The 23,816-nt window shown below is 63.4% G+C and carries 23 protein-coding genes and 2 pseudogenes; 16 read left to right on the forward strand and 9 right to left on the reverse strand.

The window, feature by feature from the left end; genetic code table 11:
- Window positions 1–70: 70 nt before the first annotated feature.
- Complete coding sequence (locus L9B60_RS08285) at window positions 71–268, reverse strand: heavy-metal-associated domain-containing protein (protein WP_249677975.1); 198 nt, start codon at window positions 266–268, stop codon at window positions 71–73.
- 147 nt (window positions 269–415) lie between these two features.
- On the opposite strand from L9B60_RS08285, the gene L9B60_RS08290 reads away from it, so the two are divergent.
- The 3 genes from L9B60_RS08290 to cueR all read left to right on the forward strand — a co-directional run bounded on the left by L9B60_RS08290 (window position 416) and on the right by cueR (window position 3,473).
- Window positions 416–802, forward strand: a complete 387-nt coding sequence (locus L9B60_RS08290) for a hypothetical protein (RefSeq protein WP_249677977.1) — start codon at window positions 416–418, stop codon at window positions 800–802.
- A gap of 65 nt (window positions 803–867) precedes the next feature.
- A complete protein-coding gene (locus L9B60_RS08295) occupies window positions 868–3,057 on the forward strand; it encodes a heavy metal translocating P-type ATPase (RefSeq protein ID WP_249677978.1) in 2,190 nt (729 codons plus the stop codon).
- A 14-nt stretch (window positions 3,058–3,071) separates the two neighbouring features.
- Complete coding sequence (gene cueR, locus L9B60_RS08300; RefSeq protein WP_249677980.1) at window positions 3,072–3,473, forward strand: Cu(I)-responsive transcriptional regulator; 402 nt, start codon at window positions 3,072–3,074, stop codon at window positions 3,471–3,473.
- 4 nt (window positions 3,474–3,477) lie between these two features.
- Here the strand turns inward: cueR and L9B60_RS08305 are convergent, their stop codons facing one another.
- Window positions 3,478–4,371 (reverse strand): PA4780 family RIO1-like protein kinase, encoded by an 894-nt coding sequence (locus L9B60_RS08305; protein WP_249677981.1) that lies wholly within the window; start codon window positions 4,369–4,371, stop codon window positions 3,478–3,480.
- Between the two features lie 573 nt (window positions 4,372–4,944).
- On the opposite strand from L9B60_RS08305, the pseudogene L9B60_RS30660 reads away from it, so the two are divergent.
- Both L9B60_RS30660 and L9B60_RS30665 read left to right on the forward strand, forming a co-directional pair.
- Window positions 4,945–5,877: pseudogene (locus tag L9B60_RS30660) on the forward strand (cache domain-containing protein); the annotation flags it as partial.
- Window positions 5,878–6,138: 261 nt separating this feature from the next.
- Window positions 6,139–6,735, forward strand: a pseudogene (locus tag L9B60_RS30665) (methyl-accepting chemotaxis protein); the annotation flags it as partial.
- A 43-nt stretch (window positions 6,736–6,778) separates the two neighbouring features.
- Here L9B60_RS30665 and L9B60_RS08315 read toward each other — a convergent pair.
- Window positions 6,779–8,056 (reverse strand): acetyl-CoA C-acetyltransferase, encoded by a 1,278-nt coding sequence (locus L9B60_RS08315; RefSeq protein ID WP_249677984.1) that lies wholly within the window; start codon window positions 8,054–8,056, stop codon window positions 6,779–6,781.
- 118 nt (window positions 8,057–8,174) lie between these two features.
- On the opposite strand from L9B60_RS08315, the gene L9B60_RS08320 reads away from it, so the two are divergent.
- The 9 genes from L9B60_RS08320 to L9B60_RS08360 all read left to right on the forward strand — a co-directional run bounded on the left by L9B60_RS08320 (window position 8,175) and on the right by L9B60_RS08360 (window position 16,407).
- Window positions 8,175–9,527: a 3-oxoacyl-ACP reductase gene (locus L9B60_RS08320; protein ID WP_249677985.1), complete on the forward strand. Its 1,353-nt coding sequence runs from the start codon at window positions 8,175–8,177 to the stop codon at window positions 9,525–9,527.
- 2 nt (window positions 9,528–9,529) lie between these two features.
- Entirely contained in the window at window positions 9,530–10,384 is an 855-nt protein-coding gene (locus L9B60_RS08325) for a MaoC family dehydratase (protein WP_249677986.1), read from the forward strand.
- A 69-nt stretch (window positions 10,385–10,453) separates the two neighbouring features.
- On the forward strand, window positions 10,454–11,290 hold the full coding sequence (locus L9B60_RS08330; RefSeq protein ID WP_249677988.1) for an AraC family transcriptional regulator: 837 nt from the start codon (window positions 10,454–10,456) through the stop codon (window positions 11,288–11,290).
- Between the two features lie 53 nt (window positions 11,291–11,343).
- Window positions 11,344–11,916 (forward strand): LysE family translocator, encoded by a 573-nt coding sequence (locus tag L9B60_RS08335; protein WP_249677991.1) that lies wholly within the window; start codon window positions 11,344–11,346, stop codon window positions 11,914–11,916.
- A gap of 166 nt (window positions 11,917–12,082) precedes the next feature.
- Window positions 12,083–12,388 (forward strand): nucleotide pyrophosphohydrolase, encoded by a 306-nt coding sequence (locus L9B60_RS08340; RefSeq protein ID WP_249677992.1) that lies wholly within the window; start codon window positions 12,083–12,085, stop codon window positions 12,386–12,388.
- Entirely contained in the window at window positions 12,385–13,137 is a 753-nt protein-coding gene (locus tag L9B60_RS08345) for a methyltransferase domain-containing protein (RefSeq protein WP_249677994.1), read from the forward strand. Before L9B60_RS08340 ends, L9B60_RS08345 begins: the two co-directional genes overlap by 4 nt.
- A gap of 26 nt (window positions 13,138–13,163) precedes the next feature.
- Window positions 13,164–13,763 carry a DUF4136 domain-containing protein gene (locus L9B60_RS08350; protein ID WP_249677996.1) on the forward strand — a complete coding sequence of 200 codons (600 nt, stop codon included), beginning with the start codon at window positions 13,164–13,166 and terminating at the stop codon, window positions 13,761–13,763.
- 22 nt (window positions 13,764–13,785) lie between these two features.
- Window positions 13,786–14,346 (forward strand): DUF4136 domain-containing protein, encoded by a 561-nt coding sequence (locus L9B60_RS08355; RefSeq protein WP_249677998.1) that lies wholly within the window; start codon window positions 13,786–13,788, stop codon window positions 14,344–14,346.
- A 171-nt stretch (window positions 14,347–14,517) separates the two neighbouring features.
- Window positions 14,518–16,407 (forward strand): pilus assembly protein TadG-related protein, encoded by a 1,890-nt coding sequence (locus tag L9B60_RS08360; protein WP_249678001.1) that lies wholly within the window; start codon window positions 14,518–14,520, stop codon window positions 16,405–16,407.
- Here the strand turns inward: L9B60_RS08360 and L9B60_RS08365 are convergent.
- Both L9B60_RS08365 and L9B60_RS08370 read right to left on the reverse strand, forming a co-directional pair.
- Window positions 16,404–19,103, reverse strand: a complete 2,700-nt coding sequence (locus L9B60_RS08365; protein WP_249678003.1) for a PAS domain-containing sensor histidine kinase — start codon at window positions 19,101–19,103, stop codon at window positions 16,404–16,406. The two genes, L9B60_RS08360 and L9B60_RS08365, sit on opposite strands and share 4 nt — an antisense overlap.
- Window positions 19,100–19,549: a TadE/TadG family type IV pilus assembly protein gene (locus L9B60_RS08370; protein ID WP_249678005.1), complete on the reverse strand. Its 450-nt coding sequence runs from the start codon at window positions 19,547–19,549 to the stop codon at window positions 19,100–19,102. The genes L9B60_RS08365 and L9B60_RS08370 overlap by 4 nt, the downstream gene beginning before the upstream one ends.
- 75 nt (window positions 19,550–19,624) lie before the next feature.
- On the opposite strand from L9B60_RS08370, the gene L9B60_RS08375 reads away from it, so the two are divergent.
- Window positions 19,625–20,095 carry an A24 family peptidase gene (locus tag L9B60_RS08375; RefSeq protein WP_249678007.1) on the forward strand — a complete coding sequence of 157 codons (471 nt, stop codon included), beginning with the start codon at window positions 19,625–19,627 and terminating at the stop codon, window positions 20,093–20,095.
- Window positions 20,096–20,231: 136 nt separating this feature from the next.
- On the forward strand, window positions 20,232–21,014 hold the full coding sequence (locus tag L9B60_RS08380; protein ID WP_249678010.1) for a response regulator transcription factor: 783 nt from the start codon (window positions 20,232–20,234) through the stop codon (window positions 21,012–21,014).
- Window positions 21,015–21,020: 6 nt separating this feature from the next.
- Here L9B60_RS08380 and L9B60_RS08385 read toward each other — a convergent pair whose 3' ends face one another.
- Genes L9B60_RS08385 through L9B60_RS08400 form a run of 4 tightly spaced genes read right to left on the reverse strand, consistent with a single transcriptional unit; the run spans window position 21,021 to window position 23,809 of the window.
- Window positions 21,021–21,287, reverse strand: coding sequence for a DUF3613 domain-containing protein (locus tag L9B60_RS08385; protein WP_249678012.1), 267 nt, complete (start codon window positions 21,285–21,287; stop codon window positions 21,021–21,023).
- A 13-nt stretch (window positions 21,288–21,300) separates the two neighbouring features.
- Window positions 21,301–22,020 carry a tetratricopeptide repeat protein gene (locus tag L9B60_RS08390; protein WP_249678015.1) on the reverse strand — a complete coding sequence of 240 codons (720 nt, stop codon included), beginning with the start codon at window positions 22,018–22,020 and terminating at the stop codon, window positions 21,301–21,303.
- A gap of 15 nt (window positions 22,021–22,035) precedes the next feature.
- Window positions 22,036–22,923 (reverse strand): type II secretion system F family protein, encoded by an 888-nt coding sequence (locus tag L9B60_RS08395; protein WP_249678017.1) that lies wholly within the window; start codon window positions 22,921–22,923, stop codon window positions 22,036–22,038.
- Window position 22,924: 1 nt separating this feature from the next.
- Window positions 22,925–23,809 (reverse strand): type II secretion system F family protein, encoded by an 885-nt coding sequence (locus tag L9B60_RS08400; RefSeq protein WP_249678019.1) that lies wholly within the window; start codon window positions 23,807–23,809, stop codon window positions 22,925–22,927.
- Window positions 23,810–23,816: the final 7 nt, after the last annotated feature.

Here is a 23,816-nt window from a genome sequence, read left to right on the forward strand (position 1 = left end):
AGGTGACAGGCAAGTTTACCCGGCATGGGCCTGGATTCCGAAAAAAACCTCCATAAAAACCGCGCTGCGCCTACAGGGGTGCCACCGCGTAGCCTTCTTCCTTGATCGACGCTTCGATCACCTCGCTCGCCAAGCCGCTTTGCACCCGTACCAGCGCCTTGCTCAAATCCACTTCTACCACGGCTTGCGGGTCCAGCCCCTGGATGGCGCGGGTCACCGCTTTCACGCAGTGGCCACAGGTCATGCCTTGCACGTTGAACTGTTGCATAAGTAACCTCCTGAACTCGATGTGCAGCCAGTTTCAACCTTGCTACGGGGGCAAGGTCAAGTTCTGCGTGAACCTGCCGGGCTGGAAATCTGCGCGCAGCTCGGCCAAGCTGCGGGTATTCATATTTTCACAGCAGGAGCGTCCGCCATGGGCTGGTCAATCATTCGCCTACTGGGCATTCTCGGCCTGGCAACTTTGCCGCAGTGGGCCATGGCCGAAGGCAACCAGGATTACGGCATTCTGATCATCTCCCGCGAGCGCCTGGAAGTCGGCACGCCGTGCGAGCTGGGCGTTTATATCCAGGACCAACTGGTTGGCCGGGTGTTCCAGGAGCAGTCCGTCAGCTTCAACTTGCCGCCAGGCAAGACCATCGTGCGCCTGGGCACCCTGCCAGGCCAGGTGCAGGGCTGCGACGGCGGCATCAATGCACCGAACGCCACGCAGGTCACCATGCACGCCGGTGACGTGCAAAAATTTCGTATCGCCACCGGCAAAGAGGGCCTGTACCTCAAACCTGCCGACCTCAACTATTGAGAATCGCTTGACCTTGCCAAGGTGGCAAGGTTGATTCTAAGGTCCTCTGCCAAGGAGGACCGAACATGTCCCAACTCACTTCCCTCGAACTGCCCATCGGCGGGATGACCTGCGCCAGCTGTGCTGGCCGGGTAGAACGCGCGCTGAACAAGGTGGCGGGCGTCAAGCAGGCCAGCGTCAACCTGGCCAGCGAGCGCGCCCACGTCGAACTGTCGAGCCCGGTCGACCCGGCTTTACTGGTTGATGCCGTGGTCAAGGCGGGCTACGAGGCCAGCCTGCCCGACACCCCGGCGCCGGCCCAGGGCGATGCCCACCAGCGCCTGAAGCGTGAACGCCTGCACCTGACCCTTGCCCTGCTGCTGGCCTTGCCGCTGATCGCACCGATGCTGGTGCAACCGTTCGGGCTGGATTGGATGTTGCCTGCCTGGCTGCAATGGGCCTTGGCCACCCCGGTGCAATTCATTCTGGGTGCGCGCTTTTATGTGGCCGCCTTCAAGGCCGTGCGGGCCGGCGCCGGCAACATGGACCTGTTGGTGGCCCTGGGCACCAGCGCCGGTTATGGCCTAAGCCTCTACGAGTGGGCCCGGGCCCCAACAGGCCACATGCCGCACCTGTATTTCGAGGCCTCGGCCGTGGTGATTGCCCTGGTGCTGCTGGGCAAATACCTGGAAAGCCGCGCCAAGCGCCAGACCGCCAGCGCCATCCGTGCCCTTGAAGCCTTGCGCCCGGAGCGCGCCCTGCGCTGGGTCGACGGCGTAGAGCAAGACGTGGCCATCGCGCAACTGCGCCTGGGCGACCTGATCGTGGTCAAACCGGGCGAACGCATCGCGGTGGACGGCGACGTGATAGAGGGCCGCAGCCACGCCGACGAAGCGTTGATCAGTGGCGAAAGCCTGCCCGTGCCCAAACAACCGGGCGACCGGGTCACCGGGGGCGCGATCAATGGCGAGGGGCGCCTGCTGATCAAGACCTCTGCGCTGGGCAGCGAAACCGTGCTGGCGCGGATCATCCGCCTGGTGGAAGACGCTCAAGCCGCCAAGGCACCGATCCAGAAACTGGTCGACCGCGTCAGCCAGGTATTCGTGCCCACCGTGCTGCTGCTGGCCCTGGCTACGCTGGTGGGTTGGTGGCTGCATGGCGCGCCACTGGAAACGGCCATCATCAACGCAGTGGCCGTGCTGGTCATCGCCTGCCCTTGCGCCTTGGGCCTGGCCACGCCCACCGCGATCATGGCCGGCACCGGCGTTGCCGCCCGCCATGGCATCCTGATCAAAGATGCCGACGCACTGGAGCGCGCCCATGCGGTGACCCAGGTGGTGTTCGACAAAACCGGCACGCTGACCTCTGGCGCACCGCGCATCGCCCATTTGCAGGCGCTAGAGGGCGACGAAAGCCAACTGCTGGAGCTTGCCGGCGCCTTGCAGCGGGGCAGCGAACACCCACTGGCCAGGGCCGTGCTGGATGAATGCCAAGCGCGCTCGATCGAGGTGCCCGCCGTACAAGCCAGCCAGTCACTGACCGGGCGAGGTATCCAGGGCAACGTGGCAGGCCGCGAGTTGGCGCTGGGCAACCAACGCCTGCTGCACGACCAAGGCTTGGACGGTGCGCTGCTGGTGCAACAGGCCAGCGCCTGGGAAGCCGAAGGCCGCACGCTGTCCTGGCTGATCGAGCTGGGCCGGCAACCACGGGTACTCGGCCTGCTGGCCTTCGGCGACACGCTCAAGCCCGGCGCACAAGCGGCGATCGAGCAACTGCACGCCCGCCATATCAGCAGCCACCTGTTGACCGGTGACAACCAAGGCAGCGCCGCCGTGGTCGCCCAGGCGCTGGGCATCACCGACGTTTACGCGCAGGTGCTGCCGGCCGACAAGGCCGCCACAGTCAACCGCCTGAAAAGCACCGGGGTGGTGGCCATGGTGGGCGACGGCATCAACGACGCCCCGGCCCTGGCCGCCGCTGACATCGGCATTGCCATGGGCGGTGGCACCGATGTGGCCATGCAGGCCGCCGGCATTACCTTGATGCGCGGCGACCCACGCCTGGTGCCGGCTGCCTTGGAGATCTGCCGCAAGACCTATGCAAAAATCCGCCAGAACCTGTTCTGGGCCTTCGTCTACAACTTGATCGGTATCCCGTTGGCCGCCTTCGGCCTGCTCAACCCGGTGCTGGCCGGCGCCGCCATGGCGCTGTCGAGCGTGAGCGTGGTCAGCAACGCCTTGCTGCTCAAAACCTGGAAGCCCGAAGGCCTCGAATGAAAGAGGAGTACCCCATGAACATCGGACAAGCTGCCCGCCACAGCGGGTTGAGCGCCAAGATGATCCGCTATTACGAGTCCATCGGCCTGCTCAAGGCCGCCCATCGCAGCGACAGCGGCTACCGCCTGTATCAGGACGATGACCTGCACACCCTGGCGTTCATCAAGCGATCGCGGGACTTGGGGTTTTCATTGGAAGAAGTGGCGCAACTGCTGACGCTGTGGCAGGACCGCGCGCGGGCCAGTGCCGACGTCAAGGCGCTCGCCCACCAGCACATCGATGACCTGAACCGGCGCATCGAGGAACTGAGCGGGCTGCGCGATACGTTGCAGCACCTGGTGTCGCACTGCAACGGCGACGAACGCCCCGATTGCCCGATCCTGAAGGACCTGGCATCCGGGGGCGGTTGTCATTGAGGGCTTACTGCAACCACGGTGGTGGCGGTTCTTCGGCCTTGTTCTGCGGCTGTTCGTCTGCCGCGCGAATGGCCTGGCGGCGCGCTTCGTCCAGGCGCGCGGCCTCGATTTCGCGCATCACGCCGTGCACGTCCGCCTCGACCTCGTCCTCGGCAAACTCGCCGGTCAGCACGCTGGCCGGGTGCAGGTTGCCGGCTTCGTACAAGGCCCACATTTCCTTGGCGTAGCGGGTCTGCCGGAGCTCCGGGGCGAACTGGCCGAAGTAGCTGGCCATGTTGCCGACGTCACGCTCCAGCATGCTGAACGCGTGGTTGTTGCCCGCCGCATCCACCGCTTGTGGCAAGTCGATCACCACCGGCCCTTCCGGGCCCAGCAACACGTTGAACTCGGACAAGTCGCCGTGCACCAAACCGGCGCACAGCATCAGCACGATCTGACGGATCAGGAACTCGTGGTACTCACGGGCCTGGTCGGCGTCCAGCGAGACATCGTTGAGGCGCGGGGCGGCATCGCCGTATTCGTCGCACACCAACTCCATCAGCAGCACGCCTTCGAGGAAATCGAACGGCTTGGGCACCCGTACCCCGGCACTGGCCAGGCGGAACAGGGCCGCGACCTCGGCGTTCTGCCACGCGTCCTCGGCCTCCTTGCGGCCGAACTTGGAGCCCTTGGCCATGGCCCGGGCGTCCCGGCTATTGCGTACCTTGCGGCCTTCCTGATACTCGGCCGCCTGGCGGAAACTTCGTTTGTTCGCCTCCTTGTAGACTTTCGCGCAACGCAGCTCTTTGCCACAGCGCACTACATACACCGCTGCTTCTTTACCACTCATCAGTGGGCGCAGCACCTCGTCGACCAGACCGTCCTCGATCAGGGGTTCAATGCGTTTTGGAGTCTTCATCAGCTTTTATTCTGGGTCCTTCGTAACCAAACACGCGAAATGCACTCAATCGGCGGCCATCCTCTCACAGCACGACCGCGATGCCGACCATTACGGAGCAAACGGAGTGCCAACGGTCCATTTCTGGCTCACGGGCAGCACGCCGAAAGCACTTTTAGCGGTTAACTGAGTGACTGACCATCGTTTTATGAAATTGATTCATTTCAAACCTTACTTTGGTCAAGATATTGGCATACCGTATTCCATAATATTTCATTCAACTTTTTCGCCTTCCTGCCGACGTACTGTCTAGCACCAGCACGGGATAAAAGCCTGCGCACAGGCCGCCGTGTGCATTGTCGTTTTGCTTTGAGTGACTGCCCCCATCGCCCCCCCTTCCGGGCGGCGACTGCCTACAAGAAAGAGTCTGGAGCACGGATGAACATCAAACAGAAACTGACCTTGGCCTTCGCGGTGATCGCCGGCTTGCCGATTGTCCTGGTCGCCGCCCTGGTCGTGCTGAACCTGCGCAGCGAGGCCCGCGAGAATTTCGTCGACGGCAGCAGCCGCGAGATCCGCCAGGTCGACAACGCCATGCAGCTGTTCTTCGAGGGCATCAGCCAGAACGTCGACTACCTGGCCGGCAACGAGCTGGTAAAAGACGCCGACGCCAGCCTCAAGAGCTACATCAGCGCCAATGCCGCAGACATCCCGCTGGGTGAAAAAGACAAGCAGCTGTACGCCTTTTTCGCCAGCCTGGCCGCCAGCCACCCGGCTTATTCGTACGTGTCCTATGGCACCAGCGCCGGGGGCTACGCCTTCTGGCCAGGCGACCCGAAGATGGCCAACTACGACCCACGCCAGCGCCCTTGGTACAAGACGGCCATGGCCAACACCGGCAAGACCCTGCGCACCGAGGCCTATTACTGGGCCGGCGACGATGCCGTGCTGGTGAGCACCGTGCGCGCGGTGGCCAACCAGTTGGGCAGCCAGGGTGGCGTGGTAAACATCGACGTGTCGCTCAAGCAGCTCACCGAAATCGTCAAGCAGATCAAGTTGGGCGAAACCGGCTACCTGATGTTGATGGAGCGCAACGGTACCGTGCTGGTAGACCCCAAGCAGCCCGAGCATAACTTCAAGCAACTGGGCGAGTTGGGTGACGGCTACGCGCAGTTGAGCAAGGCCGGCAAAGGGTTGGTCGAGGTCCAGCTCAATGGCGAGCGCTACATGGCCAACGTCTTCCCTTCCGACAAACTGGGCTGGAACTTCATCGGCCTGGTCAAGCAGCAAGAAGTGATGAGCACCGCCACCGAGCTGACCTGGTTGATCGCCGGGATGGCGGCCGTGCTGGCCTTGGTGTTCGCGGTGGTGGGGGCAAGCTTTGCCAACCTGATCGTCAAGCCGATCCGCAGCGTGGCCAGCGGCCTGGAAGGTATCGCCCAGGGCGAAGGCGACCTGACCCACAGCCTGACCGTGCGCGGCAACGATGAAACCGCGCAACTGGCCAACTGGTTCAACCAGTTCCTGGGCGCCATCCGCAGCCTGATCCAGCACATCGGCCACGCCGCCCACAAGATCCTCGACTCGTCCGACAGCTCCACCCGCGTGTCGGCCGACATGGCCGAGGCCGCCGGGCGCCAGCGCGAGGCAGTGGACATGGTGTCCACGGCGTTCCATGAAATGGTCGCCACCGCCAACGAAGTCGCGCGCTCTTGCAGCCAGGCGGCAGACTCGGCCGACAGCGGCCAGCGCCAGGCCCGCGAAGGCCAGCAGCAGATCGACGCGGCAGTGAGCAGCGTCGATCAGTTGAGCCAGGAAATCGAACAGTCGGCGCAGTCCATGCAGCAACTGGAACGCGACAGCAACGATATCCAGTCCATCCTGGGGACCATCCGCTCCATCGCCGAGCAAACCAACTTGCTGGCCCTGAACGCGGCCATCGAAGCGGCCCGAGCCGGTGAACAGGGCCGTGGCTTTGCCGTGGTGGCCGACGAGGTACGGGCGCTGGCTAAACGCACCGCCGACTCCACGTCGGAAATCGACGGCCTGCTGGGCAACCTGGCCAAGCGCACCAGCCAGGTGGCGCAACAGATGCACGCCAGCCTGAGCGTATCGCAGGAGTCGGTGAACCGCATCGGCCAGGCGCGCACCAGCTTCGGCCAGATCCGCGAGTCGGTCGACGTGATCCGCGACATGAACACCCAGATCGCCACGGCCGCCGAAGAGCAACATCAAGTGGCCGAGGACATCAACCGGCACATCAGCCAGATCCATGGCGATGCGCAGTTGGTGGCTGAACTGGCAAATACCGCGCGTAGCGATTCGCAGAGCTTGGCGGGGTTGTCCAACGAGTTGAACGCGCTGGTGCGACGATTCAAGACCTGATCAACCCGCATACCATGCTATAGGAGCGGCGGTAGTCGCCCCTTTAGCGCTCGATGATCGCCGTAACCCCCTGCCCCCCCGCCGCACAGATCGAGATCAGCCCGCGCCCTTGCCCAGCTGCTTCCAGCAGCTTGGCGAGGTTGGCCAATATCCGCCCCCCTGTCGCCGCAAAAGGATGCCCCGCGCCTAGCGAGCTGCCCTTGACGTTCAGCTTGCTGCGGTCGATGGCCCCCAGGGGCGCATCCAGCCCCAGGCGGGTCTTGCAATAGTCGGGGTCTTCCCAGGCCTTGAGCGTGCACAGCACTTGCGCGGCAAAGGCTTCGTGGATCTCGTAGTAATCAAAATCCTGCAGCGTCAGGCCATTGCGCGCCAGCAGCCGCGGCACCGCGTATACGGGCGCCATCAACAGGCCCTCGTGGCCTTTGACGAAATCCACCGCGGCGGTTTCACCGTCACGCAGGTAGGCCAGGATCGGCAGGCCGCGCGCCTTGGCCCAGGCCTCGCTGCCCAGCAGCACCACCGAGGCGCCATCGGTCAAAGGCGTCGAGTTGCCTGCGGTGAGTGTGCCCTTGGCGCTGCGCTCGAACGCCGGCTTGAGCATGGCGAGCTTCTCCAGCGTCAGGTCGGGGCGCAGGTTGTTGTCGCGGGTCAGCCCCAGGAAGGGCGTTACCAGGTCGTCCTGCCAGCCTTCGGCATAAGCCGCCGCCAGGTTGAGGTGGCTTTGCAGGGCCAATTGGTCCTGGTCTTGGCGGGCGATGCTCCAGGTCTGCGCCATCAGCTCGCAATGCTGGCCCATGGACAAGCCCGTACGCGGCTCGCCATTGCGTGGCAGCTCGGGTTTGAAGTGATGGGGACGCAGCTGCAGCAGCGCCTTGAGCTTGTCACCGGTGCTTTTGGCGCGGTTAGCCTGCAACAGGATCTGACGCATGCCTTCATCCACCGCGATGGGTGCATCGGAGGCGGTGTCCACGCCGCCGGCAATGCCGCATTCAATCTGGCCCAAGGCAATTTTGTTGGCCACCAGCAACGCCGCTTCCAGGCCGGTGCCACAAGCCTGGGTTACGTCGTAGGCCGGCGTTTGCGGCGACAGGCGCGAGCCCAACACGCATTCGCGGGTCAGGCTGAAGTCACGCGACAACTTCAGCACCGCCCCGGCCGCCACCTCGCCCATGCACAGGCCGTGCAGGCTGAACCGTTCGATCAGGCCTTCCAGCGCTGCCGTCAGCATCGCCTGGTTGCTGGCCTTGGCGTAGGGGCCGTTGGCCCGGGCGAAGGGGATGCGGTTGCCGCCGATAATCGCGACGCGGCGCACTTGAGTCATGGAAAGCTCCCTTTTCGAATAAGCAGTTACCGGTCAGCTTAGGTGTAAATTAGCCAATCGAACGACCAACCGGCATTCATGGTCCACACTTTGAACCCCACCTGCCGGAGAGCGTTCCATGTCTGATCGTTATGTCGATTTCGCCAACTCTGACATTGGCCGCCGCCTGATTGGCGCGGTCGGCCTGCCCACGCCCGCCCGCCTGGAGCGCTGGCAAGCCGGCCGGCTGCGGCCAATCGAAGGAGCATTGCTGGTGGGCGGCGGCCCGTTGGCAGAAAAAGTCAGCGAAATGGCCCCACGCCTGACAGACGATGCCTACCGTTTTGCCAGCCAAACCAGCACCCTGCCTGATTGGGTCGCAGGGCTTGGGCCCAAGCTCAAGGCCGTGGTGTTCGATGCCAGTGACATCGGCGAAACCTTGGCGCTCAAGCAACTGCGAGAATTCTTCCAGCCGATCCTGAAAAGCCTGGATAACAGCGCCCATATCGTGATTCTGGGCCGCGACCCCAAAACCCTTGAGTCGCCCAACGCACACATCGCCCAGCGCGCCCTCGAGGGCTTCAGCCGCTCGCTGGCCAAGGAGCTGCGCAATGGCGGCGTGTTGCAATTGCTCTACGTGGCGCCCGAGGCCGAGGACCAGTTGGAAGGCGCGCTGCGTTTTTTCCTTTCGCCTAAAAGCGCCTACGTGTCGGGCCAGGTGCTGCGCCTGAACGCCTGCGCCAGCCGCGTACACGACTGGACCCGCCCACTGGCCGGGCGCAAGGCGCTGGTGACCGGGGCGGCGCGCGGCATTGGTGCATCCATCGCCGAAACCCTGGCCCGCGATGGCGCCGATGTTTACCTGCTCGACGTGCCCCAGGCCAAGGCAGACCTTGAGGCCCTGGCCGCGCGGCTGGGCGGGCGCACCATCGACTTGGATATTTGCGCCGCCGATGCCGCCGCGCAACTGATCCACGCATTGCCCGACGGCATCGACATCGTGGTGCACAACGCCGGCATCACCCGCGACAAGACCCTGGTAAACATGACCCCCGACTACTGGGACTCGGTGTTGGCGGTCAACCTCAACGCCCCGCAAGTATTGACCCAGGCGCTGTTCGACGGTGGCACGCTGAAGGACGACGGCCGGGTGATCCTGTTGTCTTCCACCAGTGGCATCGCCGGTAACCGTGGCCAGGCCAACTATGCCGCCAGCAAGGCTGGCCTCATCGGCCTGGCTGAAGCCTGGGCGCCGCGGCTGGCCGAGCGCGGCGCCAGTATCAACGCCGTGGCGCCGGGCTTTATCGAAACCCATATGACCGCGCAAATGCCCTTCGCCCTGCGCGAGGCCGGCCGGCGCATGAGCTCGCTGGGCCAGGGCGGCCTGCCACAGGATGTTGCCGAAGCGGTGGCCTGGCTGGCGCAACCGGGTAGCGGCACGGTCAACGGCCAAGTGCTGCGGGTGTGCGGGCAAAGCGTACTGGGGGCCTGAGCATGAGCATCGAATGGCAAAACCTCGACGATGTGCCGTCCATGGTCGGGCTGTACACCCGCGCGGCGTTGCGCCGCAAAATCACCGGCAGCCAGTTGCCGCACACCGGCCTGCGGGCCTGGTTGAGCATCGACCCCAAGTCCTTGGCAACCTTTCGCAACGTCTGCAACGTGGGTGACAGCAGCCTGCTGCCGCCCACATACCCCCATGTCATGGCCTTCCCCCTGCAAATGCAGTTGCTCACGGCGCACGACTTCCCCTTCCCATTGCTCGGCCTGGTGCACCTGGACAACACCATCCGCCTGCTCAGGCCCTTGGGCGGGCTGGGCCGGGTGCGTGCCAGCGTGCACGTGGAAAACCTGCAAGCACACAGCAAGGGCGCGACCTTCAGCCTGGTGACCCAGGTAGAGGACGGCCTCGGGCCGCTGTGGGAAGAAGAAAGCACCATGCTCTGCCGGGGCGTGAAACTTGAAGGCGAGCCGCCCGCCGAACTCGAGGCGGCGCCCCTGCCGATGATCGAGCTGCGGCGCTGGTTCGCGGCCAAGGACACCGGCCGGCAGTACGCCAAGGCGTCCGGCGACTACAACCCCATCCACTTGAGTGCGTTGAGCGCCAAACTGTTCGGCTTCCCCCAGGCAATCGCCCACGGCATGTGGAGCGAGGCGCGGGCACTGGCGGCGCTGCGTGAACACCTGCCAGCGGCCAACGTGGAGATCCAGGTACACTTCAAAAAACCGGTGCGCCTGCCCAGCGAAGTGGTGCTGTCGGCCAGCGCTGCCGGCTCCAGCGGGCAGTTCAGCTTGCACGGCAAGGGCGACCTGCTGCACATGGTGGGCAGTTGGCAACCCGTCGCCTGACTGCACAAAGGTTCTAGACTTTGTTCGGCGGGTGAGCGCTAATCAACGGCAAACCCGTTCAGGTGCAACATGAGCTCGTCCAACTGGATCGACCTGGCGCAAGACCGTGACACCGGCATCGAAACGTTGCGCGCCCACTTCCAAGGCCATGCCTACGACCCCCACTGGCATGACAGTTACCTGGTGGGCTTCACCGAGCAAGGCGTGCAGCAGTTCAACTGCCGGCGGGCGCGGCACAACAGCACGCCGGGCCAGGTGTTCCTGCTCGAACCTGGCGAGCTGCATGACGGCACCGCGCCAGATGCCGATGGCTTTACCTACCGCATGCTCTACCTTGACCCGCAGTGGATCGAGCGCGAGATGGCCGGGCTGTTCGAACAGGCCCCGCAAGGCACCCAACTGAGCGTCAGCCACAACCTGTTCCACGACCCGCGCCTGGCCCAGGCCATCAGCTTTGCCTTCGCCGCGCTGCACGGCCAGGACCTGCGCATGGTGCGCCAAGGTGCGCTGGACAACCTGCTGGAGCACCTGACCGGCCACCTGCACTGGCGCACCCGCCACCAGGCCGACCCACGCATGCCGCTGGTGGCCCTGCGCGCCCGTGAATACCTGCACGCCCACTACCAGCGCGACTTGGGCATGGATGAGTTGGCCCAGGTGTGTGGCGTCGATCGCTTTCGCCTGAACCGCGCCTTCAAGGCCGCCTTTGGCCTGCCGCCCCATGCCTACCTGGTGCAACTGCGCCTGGCCCGCGCGCGCAGGCTGCTGGCCAGTGGCGTACAGCCGGTGCAGGTGGCGGCCGACCTGGGCTTTGCCGACCAAAGCCACCTGGGCCGCTGGTTCATGCGCGCCTACGGCATGACGCCTGCGGCCTACCGCAAGCGCTGCACAAAGCTTCCAGACTGAAGCCCCGGCCCTGGCCAAGATGAAGCCCTGCCTTGAACTGCTGGAGCTCCATCATGCTGGCCTTTGTGTTGTTTGCCTTCGTCGCCTCGATCACCCCGGGGCCCACCAATATTTTGATCCTCAGCAACAGTGCCCGCTACGGCCTGCTGGCGGCCCTGCCCATCGTGCTGGGCGCCTGTGGCGCGGCGGCATTGCTGGTGTTTTTAGTGGGCACTGGGGTCGGCCGCACGCTGATGACCCTGCCCGGCGTACACGTGGCGATGACCACCTTGGGCATCGTCTGGCTGAGCTGGCTGGCGTGGAAGATTTACAGCAGCCCCGCGCCCTCGCTGCACACCACTGATGAGCGCCGCCTGGGGCTGGTAGGCGCCGCCGCGCTGCAACTGGTCAACCCGAAAACCTGGATGATGGCCCTGGCCGTGGTCAGCGTATTCAGTGCCCAGGGCCTGGAAGTACGCTGGCTGGCGCTGGCAATGTTCCTGGTGTCGCTGCCGTGCCTGACGAGTTGGGCGGTGTTGGGGGCGGGCTCGGCCAAACTGTTGCGCTCACCCCGTGCGCTGCAATGGCTAAACCGCGCGCTGGCGGTGCTGCTGCTCGCCTCCGCCTGGCTAAGCCTGATTGTGTAGGCGCGGATTGATCCGCGAAAAGGCCACCACGGTCTACCTGCAATACCGCGGCGCATTTTTCGCGGATAAATCCGCGCCTACCGACATGAAATCCGCAACCGGCCGCTGCTGCGCTATTGATTAAGCCGGGGTTCGGCCTGAAGCTATGCACCTTCAGGAGAGCCCCATGAACCTCGACGAATTGACCCAGCGCTTGCATCGCATCCGCGACAACAACGACTGGCGCGGCTTCCACAGCCCGAAAAACCTGGCCATGGCCGCCAGCGTGGAAATGGCCGAACTGGTCGAGATCTTCCAATGGAAGACCGAGGACCAGTCGCGCGCCCTGTCTGCCGAGGAACTGGCCCACGCCGGCCAGGAAGTGGGCGATGTGGTGCTCTACCTGCTGTTGATGTGCAGCGAGCTGGGCTTGGACATGAATGAAGTGGTGCGCGGCAAACTGGCCGACAGTGAACGGCGGTTCGCCAAATGAGCGATCGGCACTTCGACGAACTGGCGACCCGCTTCGCCGAGAAAATCTACGGTGGCGCAAAAGGCGCGATCCGCCTCGCGGTGTTGCAGGCAGACCTGAGCGAAGCCCTGCCCGAGCGCCCCTTGCGGGTGCTGGACATCGGGGCTGGGCTGGGCCACATGTCGCTGTGGCTGGCGCAGCGTGGCCATCAGGTGACCCTGGCCGAACCCGCCGCGCCCATGCTCGAAGGGGCGCGCCAGCGCTTTGCCGACGCCGGCCAGCAGGCCACGTTCATCCAGGCGCCCTGGCAGGACTTGCCGGGCCAGTTGCACCAGCCTTACGACCTGGTGATCTGCCACGCCGTGCTTGAATGGCTGGCCGAACCCCACGCCATCCTGCCGGTGCTGCACCAGTTGACTAAGCCCGGCGGTTGGCTGTCGCTGGCCTTCTACAACCGTGACGCGCTGGTGTACCGCAACCTGCTCAAGGGGCACTTTCGCAAACTGCGCAAGCAGGACAACCTGGCCGGCGAAAAGCAGAGCCTGACCCCGCAAATGCCGTTGGACCCGCGCCAATTGCAAACGCAACTCGACGCCCTGTGGCAGGTCGAAAGCAAGAGCGGCGTGCGGGTTTTCCACGATTACATGCCGGTCGAATTCCAGGCCCGGGTCGAGTTGCCCGACCTGCTGGAAATGGAGCTGGCTTACCGACGCCACCCGGCCTATGCGGGCCTTGGGCGTTATCTGCACTGGATTTGCCGCCCGGCCTGAAGGCCATTCGCGTAGTGGAGAATCACATGTCACGCCGTCTTGTTTTCTGCCTGCTGTGCAGCACCCTGGCCGCCTGCTCCAGCCCCAACCCGTACACGGCCACCTCCAACCCGCTGCCACCTGCGCCACCGCAGGCGGCGCAAACCTTCGACGCCAGCGCCTACCCTGCAGCGCCGCGTGACTGGGGCCGCTATCGCAGTTGGAGCTGGGCCGGCAATCAACTGCCACCCGGCAGCGCCTTGGCCGATTCGGCACAAATCGCCGAAGCCGTCAGCAACGGCCTGGACCAACGCGGCCTGCGCCCGGCACGCGGTGGCCCGGGTGATTTGATGGTGACCGCTGACGTGCGCCTGGAAAAACGCCTGCGCCAGGTGCAGGAAGACGTCGCCTATGGTGGCGGCTACGGCCCCTATGGCCCGGGCTACGGCGGTTACGGCAGCTACCCGGTGGTGCGCACCTATGAAGTGCAGGTGCTGGTGGTGCGCCTGAATATGTTCGATGGCGCGACCAACCAGCCGGTGTGGAACGCCAGCGCCGAAACAAACAGTGGCGGCAGCGAAAGCCAGCGCCAGGATGCGATCAGGAAGGCTGTGGAAAAGGCCTTAACGGCGTATCCTCCTAGTTGAGTAGTCATCGGAGTGTGCTGTCATGATCCGCCGCCTCGCTATCCTTTCAACGGTCCTGCTGCTCAGCGCCTGTGAGAGCAACCAGGTCAACCACGACTTCGACGCCAGCCGCGATTTCGGGGCGTACCGCAGTTGGAGCTGGAAAGAACCGGCGCTGCAATACAGCCCCAACGACCCGCGCATCAAGAGCGACCTGACCGAGCAGCGCATTCGTGAAGCGGTCGGCAGCCAACTGGACCAGCGCGGGCTGCGCCCGGCCCAGGCCGGTGGCAAGGGTGATGTCAGCGTGCAAGCCTACCTGATCGTGGAAAACCGCCAGCAGCAGATCACCACCAACTACGGCGGTGCCTGGGGCGGGTATTGGGGTGGTTACTCGGGCGGCCCGGCGTACAACGAAACCCGTAGCGTGGACTACAAGGTAGCGACTATCCAGGTCGACCTGCTGGACGGCCACGACGGTAAGTTGGTGTGGCGCGGCAGCTCCGAGCAAGTCATGAACAGCTACCCGCCAAGCCCGGCCGAACGCAGCACGGCGATCCAGAAGACGGTCGCGAAGGTGCTTGCCACCTATCCTCCGCAGTAATGCCCCCTGCGTAGGAGCGGATTGATCCGCGAAAAACACGACGCGGTTTACCTGATTCACCGCGTCGTACTTTTCGCGGATCAATCCGCTCCTACGCGGGTGGTGGATTGGCCATAGCTGCTAAGCTCTTTGACATCACTGGACGAACGCAGTGTTGGCAAGGAGTGCTCGATGGTGGCGCGATTCACCGTACCCCGGCGGCAGCGTGGTGCCATTGGCCTGATGGCGGCCGGCACCCTGGCCGTGGCGCTGTTGTTCATGTTGCTGAGCGTGGACAGCGGCCGGCTCTACCTGGAAAAGCGCAAGCTGCAAGGGGTCGCCGACATGTCCGCCCTGGCCGCTGCCAACCAGAGCGCGGTATGCACAGGCAGCGGCACCAGCGCCCTCAGCGTCGCCACCAACACCGCCCAACTCAATAACCACGTGGTGGGCACCGACCGCACGCTGGCCGTCGCCTGCGGCACCTTGGTCACCGGCGCCAACGCCGTCAGAACCTTCAGTGCCAGCGCCTCCAGCAATCAGGCGATTCAGGTCAAGGTCACACACAGTGTTGCTACCAGCGTGGCAGCCGGTTTGTGGTCGCTGTTTAACGGGGCCTTTTCGACGACCACGAATTTGCAGGCCACGGCCGTGGCGGCACTGCCGGGGCCGCCGTTGGCGCAGTTGAGTATTCAAAGCACCCTGGCGAACGTGGACACGACAAAATCGGCACTGCTCAATCCATTGTTTTCAGGCTTGTTGGGCAGCAATGTGTCCCTTGATGCGGTCAGCTGGAACAGCTTGGTCAATACCAATATAAACCTGCTGAGTTACATGAATCAGTTGGCGGTCAACCTGGGTGTAAGCGCAGGTAATTACACCGAGCTATTAGGCACCCAGACTAGTGTAACGAAGCTTATTCAAGCGGCTATTGACGTCATGAAGACCAATAGCGCTGCTGCCACAGTTGTCACCAGCTTGGGTGCACTTCAAGTGGGTTCGGCAAACAGCAGCCTGGTCACCTTAGGCGACATCCTTCAGTTGCAAAACGGCACGACCTCTTCCGGCTTGGATGCCAATTTGCAGCTTTTCCAACTGGCCGAGGCGTTCGTGCAACTTGCTAATGGGCAAAGCGGCGCCACTGCGACTATTCCGGTCAATGTACTCGGACTTGCCAACGCAACAACTCAGCTAAAAATCATCGAGCCTGCTCAATTTTCCGCCGTGGGCAACCCCAATGGCCCTGCGCAGATCTACGTGCAAACTGCACAGGCAAAGGTGCTTATTTCCGTGACTCTGCCAGCAGTCCAGACAGCGATCGACGGCCTCAACGCCCTTATTTCTCCTTTGATTACGGGGATCAACCTTGCACTCAAAGCCCTGACTTGCCCTCTTGGCATCGGTAGTTGCATGTCTGCAGATCTGGCCCTGTTGCCCAGCGCCGCCATTGATATAGGTATAAAGGCTGCTAGCGCCGACAGCTATGTCACCGGCTACACTTGTTCGGGCACAACCAAAAGCCTGACGGCTACTGGCGAAACCTCAGCGGCAACCTTCATGGTAGGCCAGATAGATCCCAACAATTTCTTCTCATCCACCCAGGTCACGGTGGTAAACCCAGTATTGCTTTTAGACATTGGCATGAAAGCCTGCCCGACCTGTGCACGGGTATCGACAGCGGGAGGCGGCTTGGGTATCACCGCCAATAGCAACCTTTTAGCCAAAGCAGCTATTTCCCATACCTATGTTTCGCCACCCAATGTAGGGCAATCTCCCTCGCAGGTTTACACCTACAACAGCCCAAGTAATGCCGTGCAAAGCTTGGCGACTACATTGTCTGGGATCACCATCAAGAGTTACCCCGTACAGAACGCCTCGCTGGTGGGACTGATTCTGAACGTGGTCACCGGGCTTATCGCCACCACTTTCAACCTGCTGACAGCAATCATTAGTACGATATTGAGCCCGTTGGTAGACCCCATACTCAATAACCTATTGTCACTGCTAGGCATTAACCTGAGCAGTTTCGACGTCGGCGCCAACCTCACCTGCCAAACCGGCCGCGCCGCCTTGGTCATCTAATCCCCAAACGCAATCGGCAGCTCGATGCAAAACCGTGCCCCCTCCTCGGTATTGCCAACGCTCAACCGCCCGCCCATGTTCTCGATGATCCCGTAGCTCACCGACAACCCCAACCCGGTGCCCACCCCGACCGGTTTGGTGGTGAAAAACGGTTCGAAGATTTTCTCCAGCAACCGCGGGTCGATGCCGCCGCCGTTGTCTTGCACCAGCAAGCGCACGGAGCGTTCATCGTGTTCGGCCAGCACTTGTATCCAGGGTTCGAAGTCACGGTTTTTCTCGCGTTTGGACAGCAAAGCGTCGCGGGCGTTGACCATCAGGTTGATCAGCACCTGTTCAAGTTGGTCGACGTGGCCGCGCACGTTCAGTTCCAGGGTGATGTCGGGCACGCGCAGTTCCACGCCCTTGCCTTTCATGCCTTCGTGCAGCAGTGACAGCGTGCCCTCCACGGCCTGTTTGGGGTTGAACAATTGCTGCTCGATTTCCGAGCGGCGGCCGAACACGCGCATGTGGTCCACCACCCGCGCGGCGCGCTGGACCTGGGCGTCGATGCGGTTGAGTTTGTCTTGCAGGTAATCGATTTGCACGTCGCCGTTGCTCAGCCGTTTGAGCACGTTGACGATGGCCATGCGCATCACGTTCAGCGGCTGGTTGATCTCGTGGGCAAGGCCGGTGGCCATTTCGCCCAGGGTGGCCATTTTCGCGCTCTGGGTGAGTTGCTGCTGGGTCCGCCGCACTTCAGTGTTGTCGCGGCCCACGGCCTGTACTTCCAGCAGCTGGCCGCGCTCGTCGAACACGCCGCGGTCCGACCATACCCACCAGGCGTTCTCCCGCCCGGGCAGTTGCAGGCAGATTTCGGCGCTGCTGACCGGTTGCGCCGGGGTCAGGCTGGCCAGGCGCTGGGTGAAGGCTTCGCGTTGCTCGGCAGACAGCCAACTGCCCAGGTTCAAACCGGGTAAATCGCTGACCTCGGTTTCCAGGTAACGCGCCAGCGGGCGATTGCCGAAGGTCAGGGTCAGGTCGGGGCGGTAGCGGCAGATCATCGCTGGCGAGTCCTCGACCAGGATGCGGTAGCGCTCTTCGCTTTGCTGCACCAGTTCGGCGGCGGCGGTGGCTTCGGTGACGTCCAGCCATAGGCCCACGGCCTCTACCGGCATGCCCAGGTCGTCGCGCAGCAGGCGCGCTTCATCCAGCAGCCAGTGGTACTCGCCGGCCTTGTCACGCAGGCGATAGCGGCTGCGCACGGCGCCTTCGCGCAGCAGTTGGCGGGTGCGCTGGAAGTAGCCGGCGCGATCATCGGGGTGAACCCATTGAGCCAGTTCGCCTTGCTGACACTCCTCCAGGCTCCAGCCCAGCAGCGGGCGCAAGCTGTCGCTGAAAAAGGTCGGTTGCAGTGCCCCCTCGGCGTAGCGCTGCACGTAGATCACTGCCGGTGAACTGGCGATCACGTTGTCCAGCCGGGCATGGGCGGCGGCGGCCTGTTGTTGCTGGTTTTTGATGTCGCTGATGTCGAGCATAAAGCCCACCACGCGTCGGCCGTGATCACCGTCCAGCACCTGGGCCTGTACCCGGAACCACGGGTTGGCCTGCAGTGCGCTGCTGCCATGCAAGCGCACGCTGAGCAGCAATTCGTGGCCGCGCTGCACATCGCGCAGGCGGCTGTGCAATTCGGCGCGGTCGGCCGGGTGGATCAGCGCCAGCCAATCCTGCAATGCCAGGCGCTGTTCGCTCACGGCCAGCGCGGTGGCCAGCGAGGGGGCCAACTGGATGTCATCCGTCTCTGGGTAATACTCCCACCACCCCGTGCCCATGAAGCCCTGCAGGGCCTCCAGGCGCTCGAATTGATGGCGGTGCAACTGGTCGGCACGGCGTGCCAGCAACGGCTCGGCCAGGGCCGTCAGCAGCTGTTGGGCGTCGCTGTCGCCAAGGGGCGTCGGCTGGCCTGGCTCGAACGCCAACAGCAGCCACGCACTGATGCCCTGGCTGTCGCGGTAGGCCAGCAGGCCCGCGTCCAGGTCGGCAAACACGGCGCTGCGGTGCAGGCCGTGGCCGTCCAGCCCGGCCAGTTCGCGCTGCAAGCGCTGGTCGGCAGGCCACAGGGCTGGTGCGCCGGGTTGCACGGCATCGGCGAAAATCTGCCACTGGCCAGAGTGCGTGTCGCGCAGCACCAAGGCCGCACCCGCAAGCGTGCAACACTGCACCATCGCCTGCAATTGCTCACCCACCGCCTCGTGCAGGCGCGTGGCACCGCAGCGGCGGATGCGCTCGCCCACCTCACGGGCCAATTGCTGCAACCGGTCGCGCGCACGTTGCTGGTCGGGGTTGTGGAACAGGTCGCCGATATCGAACAGTTGCAGCTCCCACTCCCCCAGTTGCGGCACCAGCCAACCACGGGTGTGCAGGGTGCCGTCGTGCGGCGCCTTGAAATTTAGGTCCAGGGTTTGCCCTTGCCAGTCGGCCGGCTGCCCCGACACCACCACATGGCTGCCCGGTTGCAGGTAGTTGAGCAGCGGCTCGCCCAGGCGCGCGGTACCCAGCAAGCGGTGGCGCGAGGGGCCGCTGATGCGCATCACCCGGCCCTGGCCGTCCAACAGCACTTGCAGGCCGGTGGCGATGATCGGCGCGGCTTGCTCCAGGGGGGCAATCAACGCTGCAGGCTGTGCCCGCCAGCGGCCGAACAGCTTTTCACCGGCGCTCAAAGTTGCAGGCTCGATTGGGCACTGAGGTTGGCCGGCAGGTTGGGCACCGTGCCAATGCCCGGCAAGTTCAGAAAGGGGATAACGTTGTTGATCGATGTCGCAGGGTAATTGATGGTCACCGTCAACAGGTTACCGGGCATCTTTACCGCAACGTTGGCGGCGCTGAAGTTCAACGCCTGGGGCAACCAACTCAACTGTTTGACCACAGAGGCCTGGGCGTTGGTCATGACCTGTTGCTGGTAAAGCGCCGTCGTTGCAAAGGAGGCAGGGTCCAGTGAAACGGAGTTGCGCACTGCCTCGGCACTGGCCTGGTTGAATGACTGCAGCATCAACAGCGGCAAGCTGTAACTGACCACACCATAAAACACCGCGAAAAAGATGATGAACACCACCGCAAACTCGATCGCGGCGGCACCTTTTTGCTTACGGGGGAGGCTTGCTTTCATGATCGCGTCTACCCTGACAATCAGCACTGTGTTTGAGCATAGAATCATTCGCCGAAAAGGGACGTTTTTTACCGGATGCCTAGCCTTGTATTACTGATCTGGTTTGCACTGTGCGCCGAACAAGACATTCGTCAGCGCCAGATTGCCAACGTATTGACCTTGGGTGGTGCGGCCTTCGCACTGTTCTATCTGTTCTACAGCGGCCATACCTGGCTGGGCGCAAGCGTCGAGGAAGGCGGCGAAGCCCTGGCCATTGCCATGCTGCTGACGCTACCGGGCTACATGACCGGTCGTCTGGGGGCTGCCGACGTCAAGCTGCTCGGGGCGCTGGCCCTGGCCACCGACCGCATGCACCTGCTGGGCACCATCGTCGGTGCCGGGGTGTTTTGCCTGCTCTGGTTGCTGGCCCGAAACAGGCTGTGGAAGTTGCTGAGTCAACCACTTAGGAAACGCCTCGCAACCCTGGCCCCCGATGCGTCAGAAAAACCACCTTTCGCGCCCTTCCTGCTGGTCGGTTTTCTCACGGCCCTAGCATGGATCCACTAGTCGCTTGCCCGCCAGCCCTCTATGTACATAGTCAGGAAGTACAGCTACTTTCATAACCATGCAGACAACGGAGAGGCCTACATTCCGGGCCTCCAGCGTCATCGCCAGGCATAGGCTTGCCAACAGGGAGTCACATGTGGACAAGTTAGTATCGGATGTGAAGGTACTGGTCGTGGACGACCAACCGCTGATTGTCGAAGAGCTCTGTGAATTTCTTGAAAGCAACGGCTACCGCTGCGTTCCGTGCCACGCCAGCCTCAAGGCCATCGAACGATTCAACGAAGATGCCAGCATCGGCCTGGTGCTGTGCGACTTGCACATGCCAGTAATGGATGGCGTGGAATTGGTCAAGGAACTCAAGCGCATTGCCGGCAAGCGCCGCCCCTTCGAAGCCATCATGCTGACCGGCCGCGCCGACAAGCAGGACGTGATCAAGGCCCTGCGCGAGGGGTTCGCTGATTACTACCAAAAACCCGTCGACCTGAACGAGTTGCTCGAAGGCTTGCAGCGTCAGGAAGCCGTGTTGCTGGAACGCCAGAGCAACTACCAGCACCTGGGGCACCTGAACGAAAAGCTGCAGTTTTTGGCCGAGTCCATCGACGACCTGTACCAGGACCTGGACCGCGCCCGCCACCCCGCGCAAAAAGGCACCCGCAGCGTGGCCGAGGAAGAAGGCGCCGAGCCGCCGATACCTGCCGTGTTCGATGCACTGTCCCCGCGCCAGGTGGACGTCGCCCGGCTGGTGGGCAAGGGTCAAACTAACTACCAGATCGCTTGCGAGCTGGGCATCACCGAGAACACCGTGAAGCTCTACGTGTCTCAAGTGCTGCGCCTGACCCATATGCACAATCGCACGCAACTGGCCCTGGCACTGTCACCCGCCAACGCCGGATTGCGCCAGCGCATGACCGCGCACTGACCGGCCTTACTGGCTGATCTTGCCGCCGCTCTTGGCCTGATCGAAGAAGTCAGGAATCTTGTGCTGGTAACTTTCCAGCCAGCGCTGCATGGCCAGCTCGCGCTCGGTGGCCGTGGCCGCCTGCGGGGTGCGCGAGGCGGCACGCTGGCTGCTCTGCAACTGCAACCACTGCTCGGTGCCTTGCTGGGGCTTGGACGAAGGGCCAGGCTCGATTGCCCAAGCCCCGGCCGATAACAGCAACAGCCCGCCTGCCATCCAGTTCACTCGGTTCATCAGGTTGCTCCTATCAGGGGGTAAGCGCGGCCTGGGCGACGCTGGCGACCGCACCTTTGGCGGGCGCTGCGGGTGCGCGCGGCTGCTTGAGCTGCTCGGCGCGCGCCTGTGCCTCTGTCACCTGCTCGGGGCTCAGGTTGGCGCGGCTGACCAGTTGCGCCGCCTGTTGCCAGTTATCCTGATAGATCAACAGGGTCACCAGGTTCAGCGCCGCCAGGTTGTCCGACTGCTTGAGCTCCATGGCCGTGAGGAACTCGAATCGAGCGTCATCCACACGCAACTGGTTGAGGTAAACCACCCCCAGGTCATTGCGGATCTTCTCGTCGGTGGGCGACAGCCGCACCGCACGTTTGAGGTGACTCATGGCCAGGCCGTTGTCACCCTTGGCCGCGGCGATCTGGCCCAGGCCGTGTTCGCCCTCGGCGGCCATGCAGGTGCCGAGCAGGCTCTTGTACAGCGGTTCGGCTTCACTGCGCCCCAACAGGCGCAGCACCCGCGCCTTGCCCAGGCGTACCTGCACCAGGTTGTCGGGCAGGCCTTCGAGGTTAGCCAAGCTGGCGTGCAGGCGGCCTTCGCTGGCCATGTCACCGGCCAGGTTCAGTGCCAGTTCCTGCTCGGAACTGGGTTTGGGGCACACGCCCGGGGTCCCGGTCAGGGCCTGCCACGGCGTGCTGCCGTTGGTAGCGCAGCCCGCCAGCATCAGCATGGCGGCCATCGCAATGACTCCTTTCATACACAGCCCTCCGGCTTATAACGATTTGAAGGCCTGGCCGATGGCGATAAAGCCAGGCCCGGCCAGCACGATCAACAAGGCTGGAAACAGGAACACCATCATCACCACCGACATCTTGGCCGACATCTTGGAGATGTATTCCTGCATGCGCGTCAGGCGCCGATCATCGAGCAACTGCTTGAGCGCCAGCAGCGACTTCATCGCCCCCGCGCCCTGGTACACCAGTTGGCGGAGGATCACGCAGGTGTCGTTGAACTCATCCACATCCAGCACCGCCGCGGCCTTGTCCAACTCCTCACCCAGCTCCAGGCCCGAGTCCACACGCGCCAACACCAGGCGCAACTCGCCGCTGAGGATGGGCAGCAATTGCTCGCCCTCGCTGCTTAACACGCGCAACGTCTGCTCCACCGCCAAGCCTGACTCGAAGAGGATGCGCAGCAGTGGAATGAAACTGGAAACCTCGATGGCGATCTGTTTGCCACGGCGTTTGGCGGCCATGGCCAATAGGCGTTTGGGCAATATGTAACCGATGCCCAGTGCCAGGCAAGGCGCCAACCAGGGTTGGCTCAGTTGCTTGAAAAACAGGGCCTGCACCAGCAGCACCAACACCATCAGCACCACGGGCGTGCCGATCTGCAGGGCAGCGTACAACGAACGACGGCTGGCCCGGCGCCAACCAATGCGGTTGAGTAGCCGCTCGGTTTCGCTGTCCAGGCTGATCGAGCGCTGGGCCAGGCGGCTTTGGCCCAACACGGTGATCCAGTCACTCAAACGGCTATCGGCAACCATTTGCCCCTGCAAGCGACGGGTCACTTGCAGTTCACGCCGGCGCGTCTGCAGGCGGGCCAATATCAGCAGCCCCGCAGCCATCAGCAAGCACAGTGCGCACAGCAACAAGGCCATCTCAGATACTCCTCAGCATGCGCCAGAGGGCGAAACAGCCCAGTGCCTGCAGTAACAACGCAACCAGCAACAGGTGTTGGCCGCTGGCATCGTTCCACATGTGCATCAGGTATTGCGGGTTTACTGCCATGAAGTAGCCGATCATCAGCAACGGCAACGCCGCCAAAATGTAGGCTGTGGTTCGGGTTTCTCCGGTCATGGCGCGCAACTGCCGGGCGCCTTGGTCGCGCTCGCGGATCACCTTGATCAGGTTCTCCAGCAACTCGCTGGCATTGCCGCCGAAGCGATGGTTGATGCTCAGGCCCAGCGCCAGCATGCGCAGCTCCTCCAGCTCGTACAGGTCGGCCAAGTCCTTCATCGCATCGGCCAGGCTCACGCCCAGGTTGACGTTGCGCTGCACGCGGGCCATGACTTCCTTGAGCGGGTCCAGGGTGTCATCCACGGCGCCCAGTATCGCGTCGGTCAGGGTGCGCCCGGCTTTCAGGCTGCGCACGGCATGGTCCAGCAACGCCGGCAATTGCTCAACCAAACGCCGCATCCTGCGGTTATAGCACCAGGCGATGTACAGCCGGGCAACGATCGGTGGCAACAGCAGCATGGCCAGCAGGCCGCTGGCTCCTGCGAACAAAAGGCCTATCAGCACCAACACGCCCCAGCCCATCAACCATAATTTCAGCCGCTCGCCCGAGCCGCGCAACCCGGCGCGCAGCAGCATGCGATCCAGCCATACGCGCCCCGCCTGCACCGTTTGCACTTCAACCTGCCCCTGGTTCAGCCGGGTCATGGTGCGCTGCTCGCCAGTCTTGCGCGCACTGCTCAGCACCAGCCAGGCACTGAGGCCGAGCATTGCCAGGCAGAGAATGGCGAGCAGCAGCGGCGCGATCATCGTGGCG

Source organism: Pseudomonas abieticivorans (assembly GCF_023509015.1).
GTDB lineage: Bacteria > Pseudomonadota > Gammaproteobacteria > Pseudomonadales > Pseudomonadaceae > Aquipseudomonas > Aquipseudomonas abieticivorans.

What these genes read in the sequence shown, in the direction of transcription:
- L9B60_RS08355 (WP_249677998.1), top strand. Translation starts at nt 13,786, where the DNA reads ATGATCCGCCGCCTCGCTATCCTTTCAACGGTCCTGCTGCTCAGCGCC.
- L9B60_RS08400 (WP_249678019.1), bottom strand. Translation starts at nt 23,809, where the DNA reads ATGATCGCGCCGCTGCTGCTCGCCATTCTCTGCCTGGCAATGCTCGGC.
- L9B60_RS08340 (WP_249677992.1), top strand. Translation starts at nt 12,083, where the DNA reads ATGAACCTCGACGAATTGACCCAGCGCTTGCATCGCATCCGCGACAAC.
- L9B60_RS08295 (WP_249677978.1), top strand. Translation starts at nt 868, where the DNA reads ATGTCCCAACTCACTTCCCTCGAACTGCCCATCGGCGGGATGACCTGC.
- L9B60_RS08325 (WP_249677986.1), top strand. Translation starts at nt 9,530, where the DNA reads ATGAGCATCGAATGGCAAAACCTCGACGATGTGCCGTCCATGGTCGGG.
- L9B60_RS08395 (WP_249678017.1), bottom strand. Translation starts at nt 22,923, where the DNA reads ATGGCCTTGTTGCTGTGCGCACTGTGCTTGCTGATGGCTGCGGGGCTG.
- L9B60_RS08360 (WP_249678001.1), top strand. Translation starts at nt 14,518, where the DNA reads ATGGTGGCGCGATTCACCGTACCCCGGCGGCAGCGTGGTGCCATTGGC.
- L9B60_RS08290 (WP_249677977.1), top strand. Translation starts at nt 416, where the DNA reads ATGGGCTGGTCAATCATTCGCCTACTGGGCATTCTCGGCCTGGCAACT.
- cueR (WP_249677980.1), top strand. Translation starts at nt 3,072, where the DNA reads ATGAACATCGGACAAGCTGCCCGCCACAGCGGGTTGAGCGCCAAGATG.
- L9B60_RS08305 (WP_249677981.1), bottom strand. Translation starts at nt 4,371, where the DNA reads ATGAAGACTCCAAAACGCATTGAACCCCTGATCGAGGACGGTCTGGTC.
- L9B60_RS08335 (WP_249677991.1), top strand. Translation starts at nt 11,344, where the DNA reads ATGCTGGCCTTTGTGTTGTTTGCCTTCGTCGCCTCGATCACCCCGGGG.
- L9B60_RS08285 (WP_249677975.1), bottom strand. Translation starts at nt 268, where the DNA reads ATGCAACAGTTCAACGTGCAAGGCATGACCTGTGGCCACTGCGTGAAA.
- L9B60_RS08385 (WP_249678012.1), bottom strand. Translation starts at nt 21,287, where the DNA reads ATGAACCGAGTGAACTGGATGGCAGGCGGGCTGTTGCTGTTATCGGCC.
- L9B60_RS08345 (WP_249677994.1), top strand. Translation starts at nt 12,385, where the DNA reads ATGAGCGATCGGCACTTCGACGAACTGGCGACCCGCTTCGCCGAGAAA.
- L9B60_RS08330 (WP_249677988.1), top strand. Translation starts at nt 10,454, where the DNA reads ATGAGCTCGTCCAACTGGATCGACCTGGCGCAAGACCGTGACACCGGC.
- L9B60_RS08370 (WP_249678005.1), bottom strand. Translation starts at nt 19,549, where the DNA reads ATGAAAGCAAGCCTCCCCCGTAAGCAAAAAGGTGCCGCCGCGATCGAG.
- L9B60_RS08390 (WP_249678015.1), bottom strand. Translation starts at nt 22,020, where the DNA reads ATGAAAGGAGTCATTGCGATGGCCGCCATGCTGATGCTGGCGGGCTGC.
- L9B60_RS08320 (WP_249677985.1), top strand. Translation starts at nt 8,175, where the DNA reads ATGTCTGATCGTTATGTCGATTTCGCCAACTCTGACATTGGCCGCCGC.
- L9B60_RS08375 (WP_249678007.1), top strand. Translation starts at nt 19,625, where the DNA reads ATGCCTAGCCTTGTATTACTGATCTGGTTTGCACTGTGCGCCGAACAA.
- L9B60_RS08315 (WP_249677984.1), bottom strand. Translation starts at nt 8,056, where the DNA reads ATGACTCAAGTGCGCCGCGTCGCGATTATCGGCGGCAACCGCATCCCC.
- L9B60_RS08350 (WP_249677996.1), top strand. Translation starts at nt 13,164, where the DNA reads ATGTCACGCCGTCTTGTTTTCTGCCTGCTGTGCAGCACCCTGGCCGCC.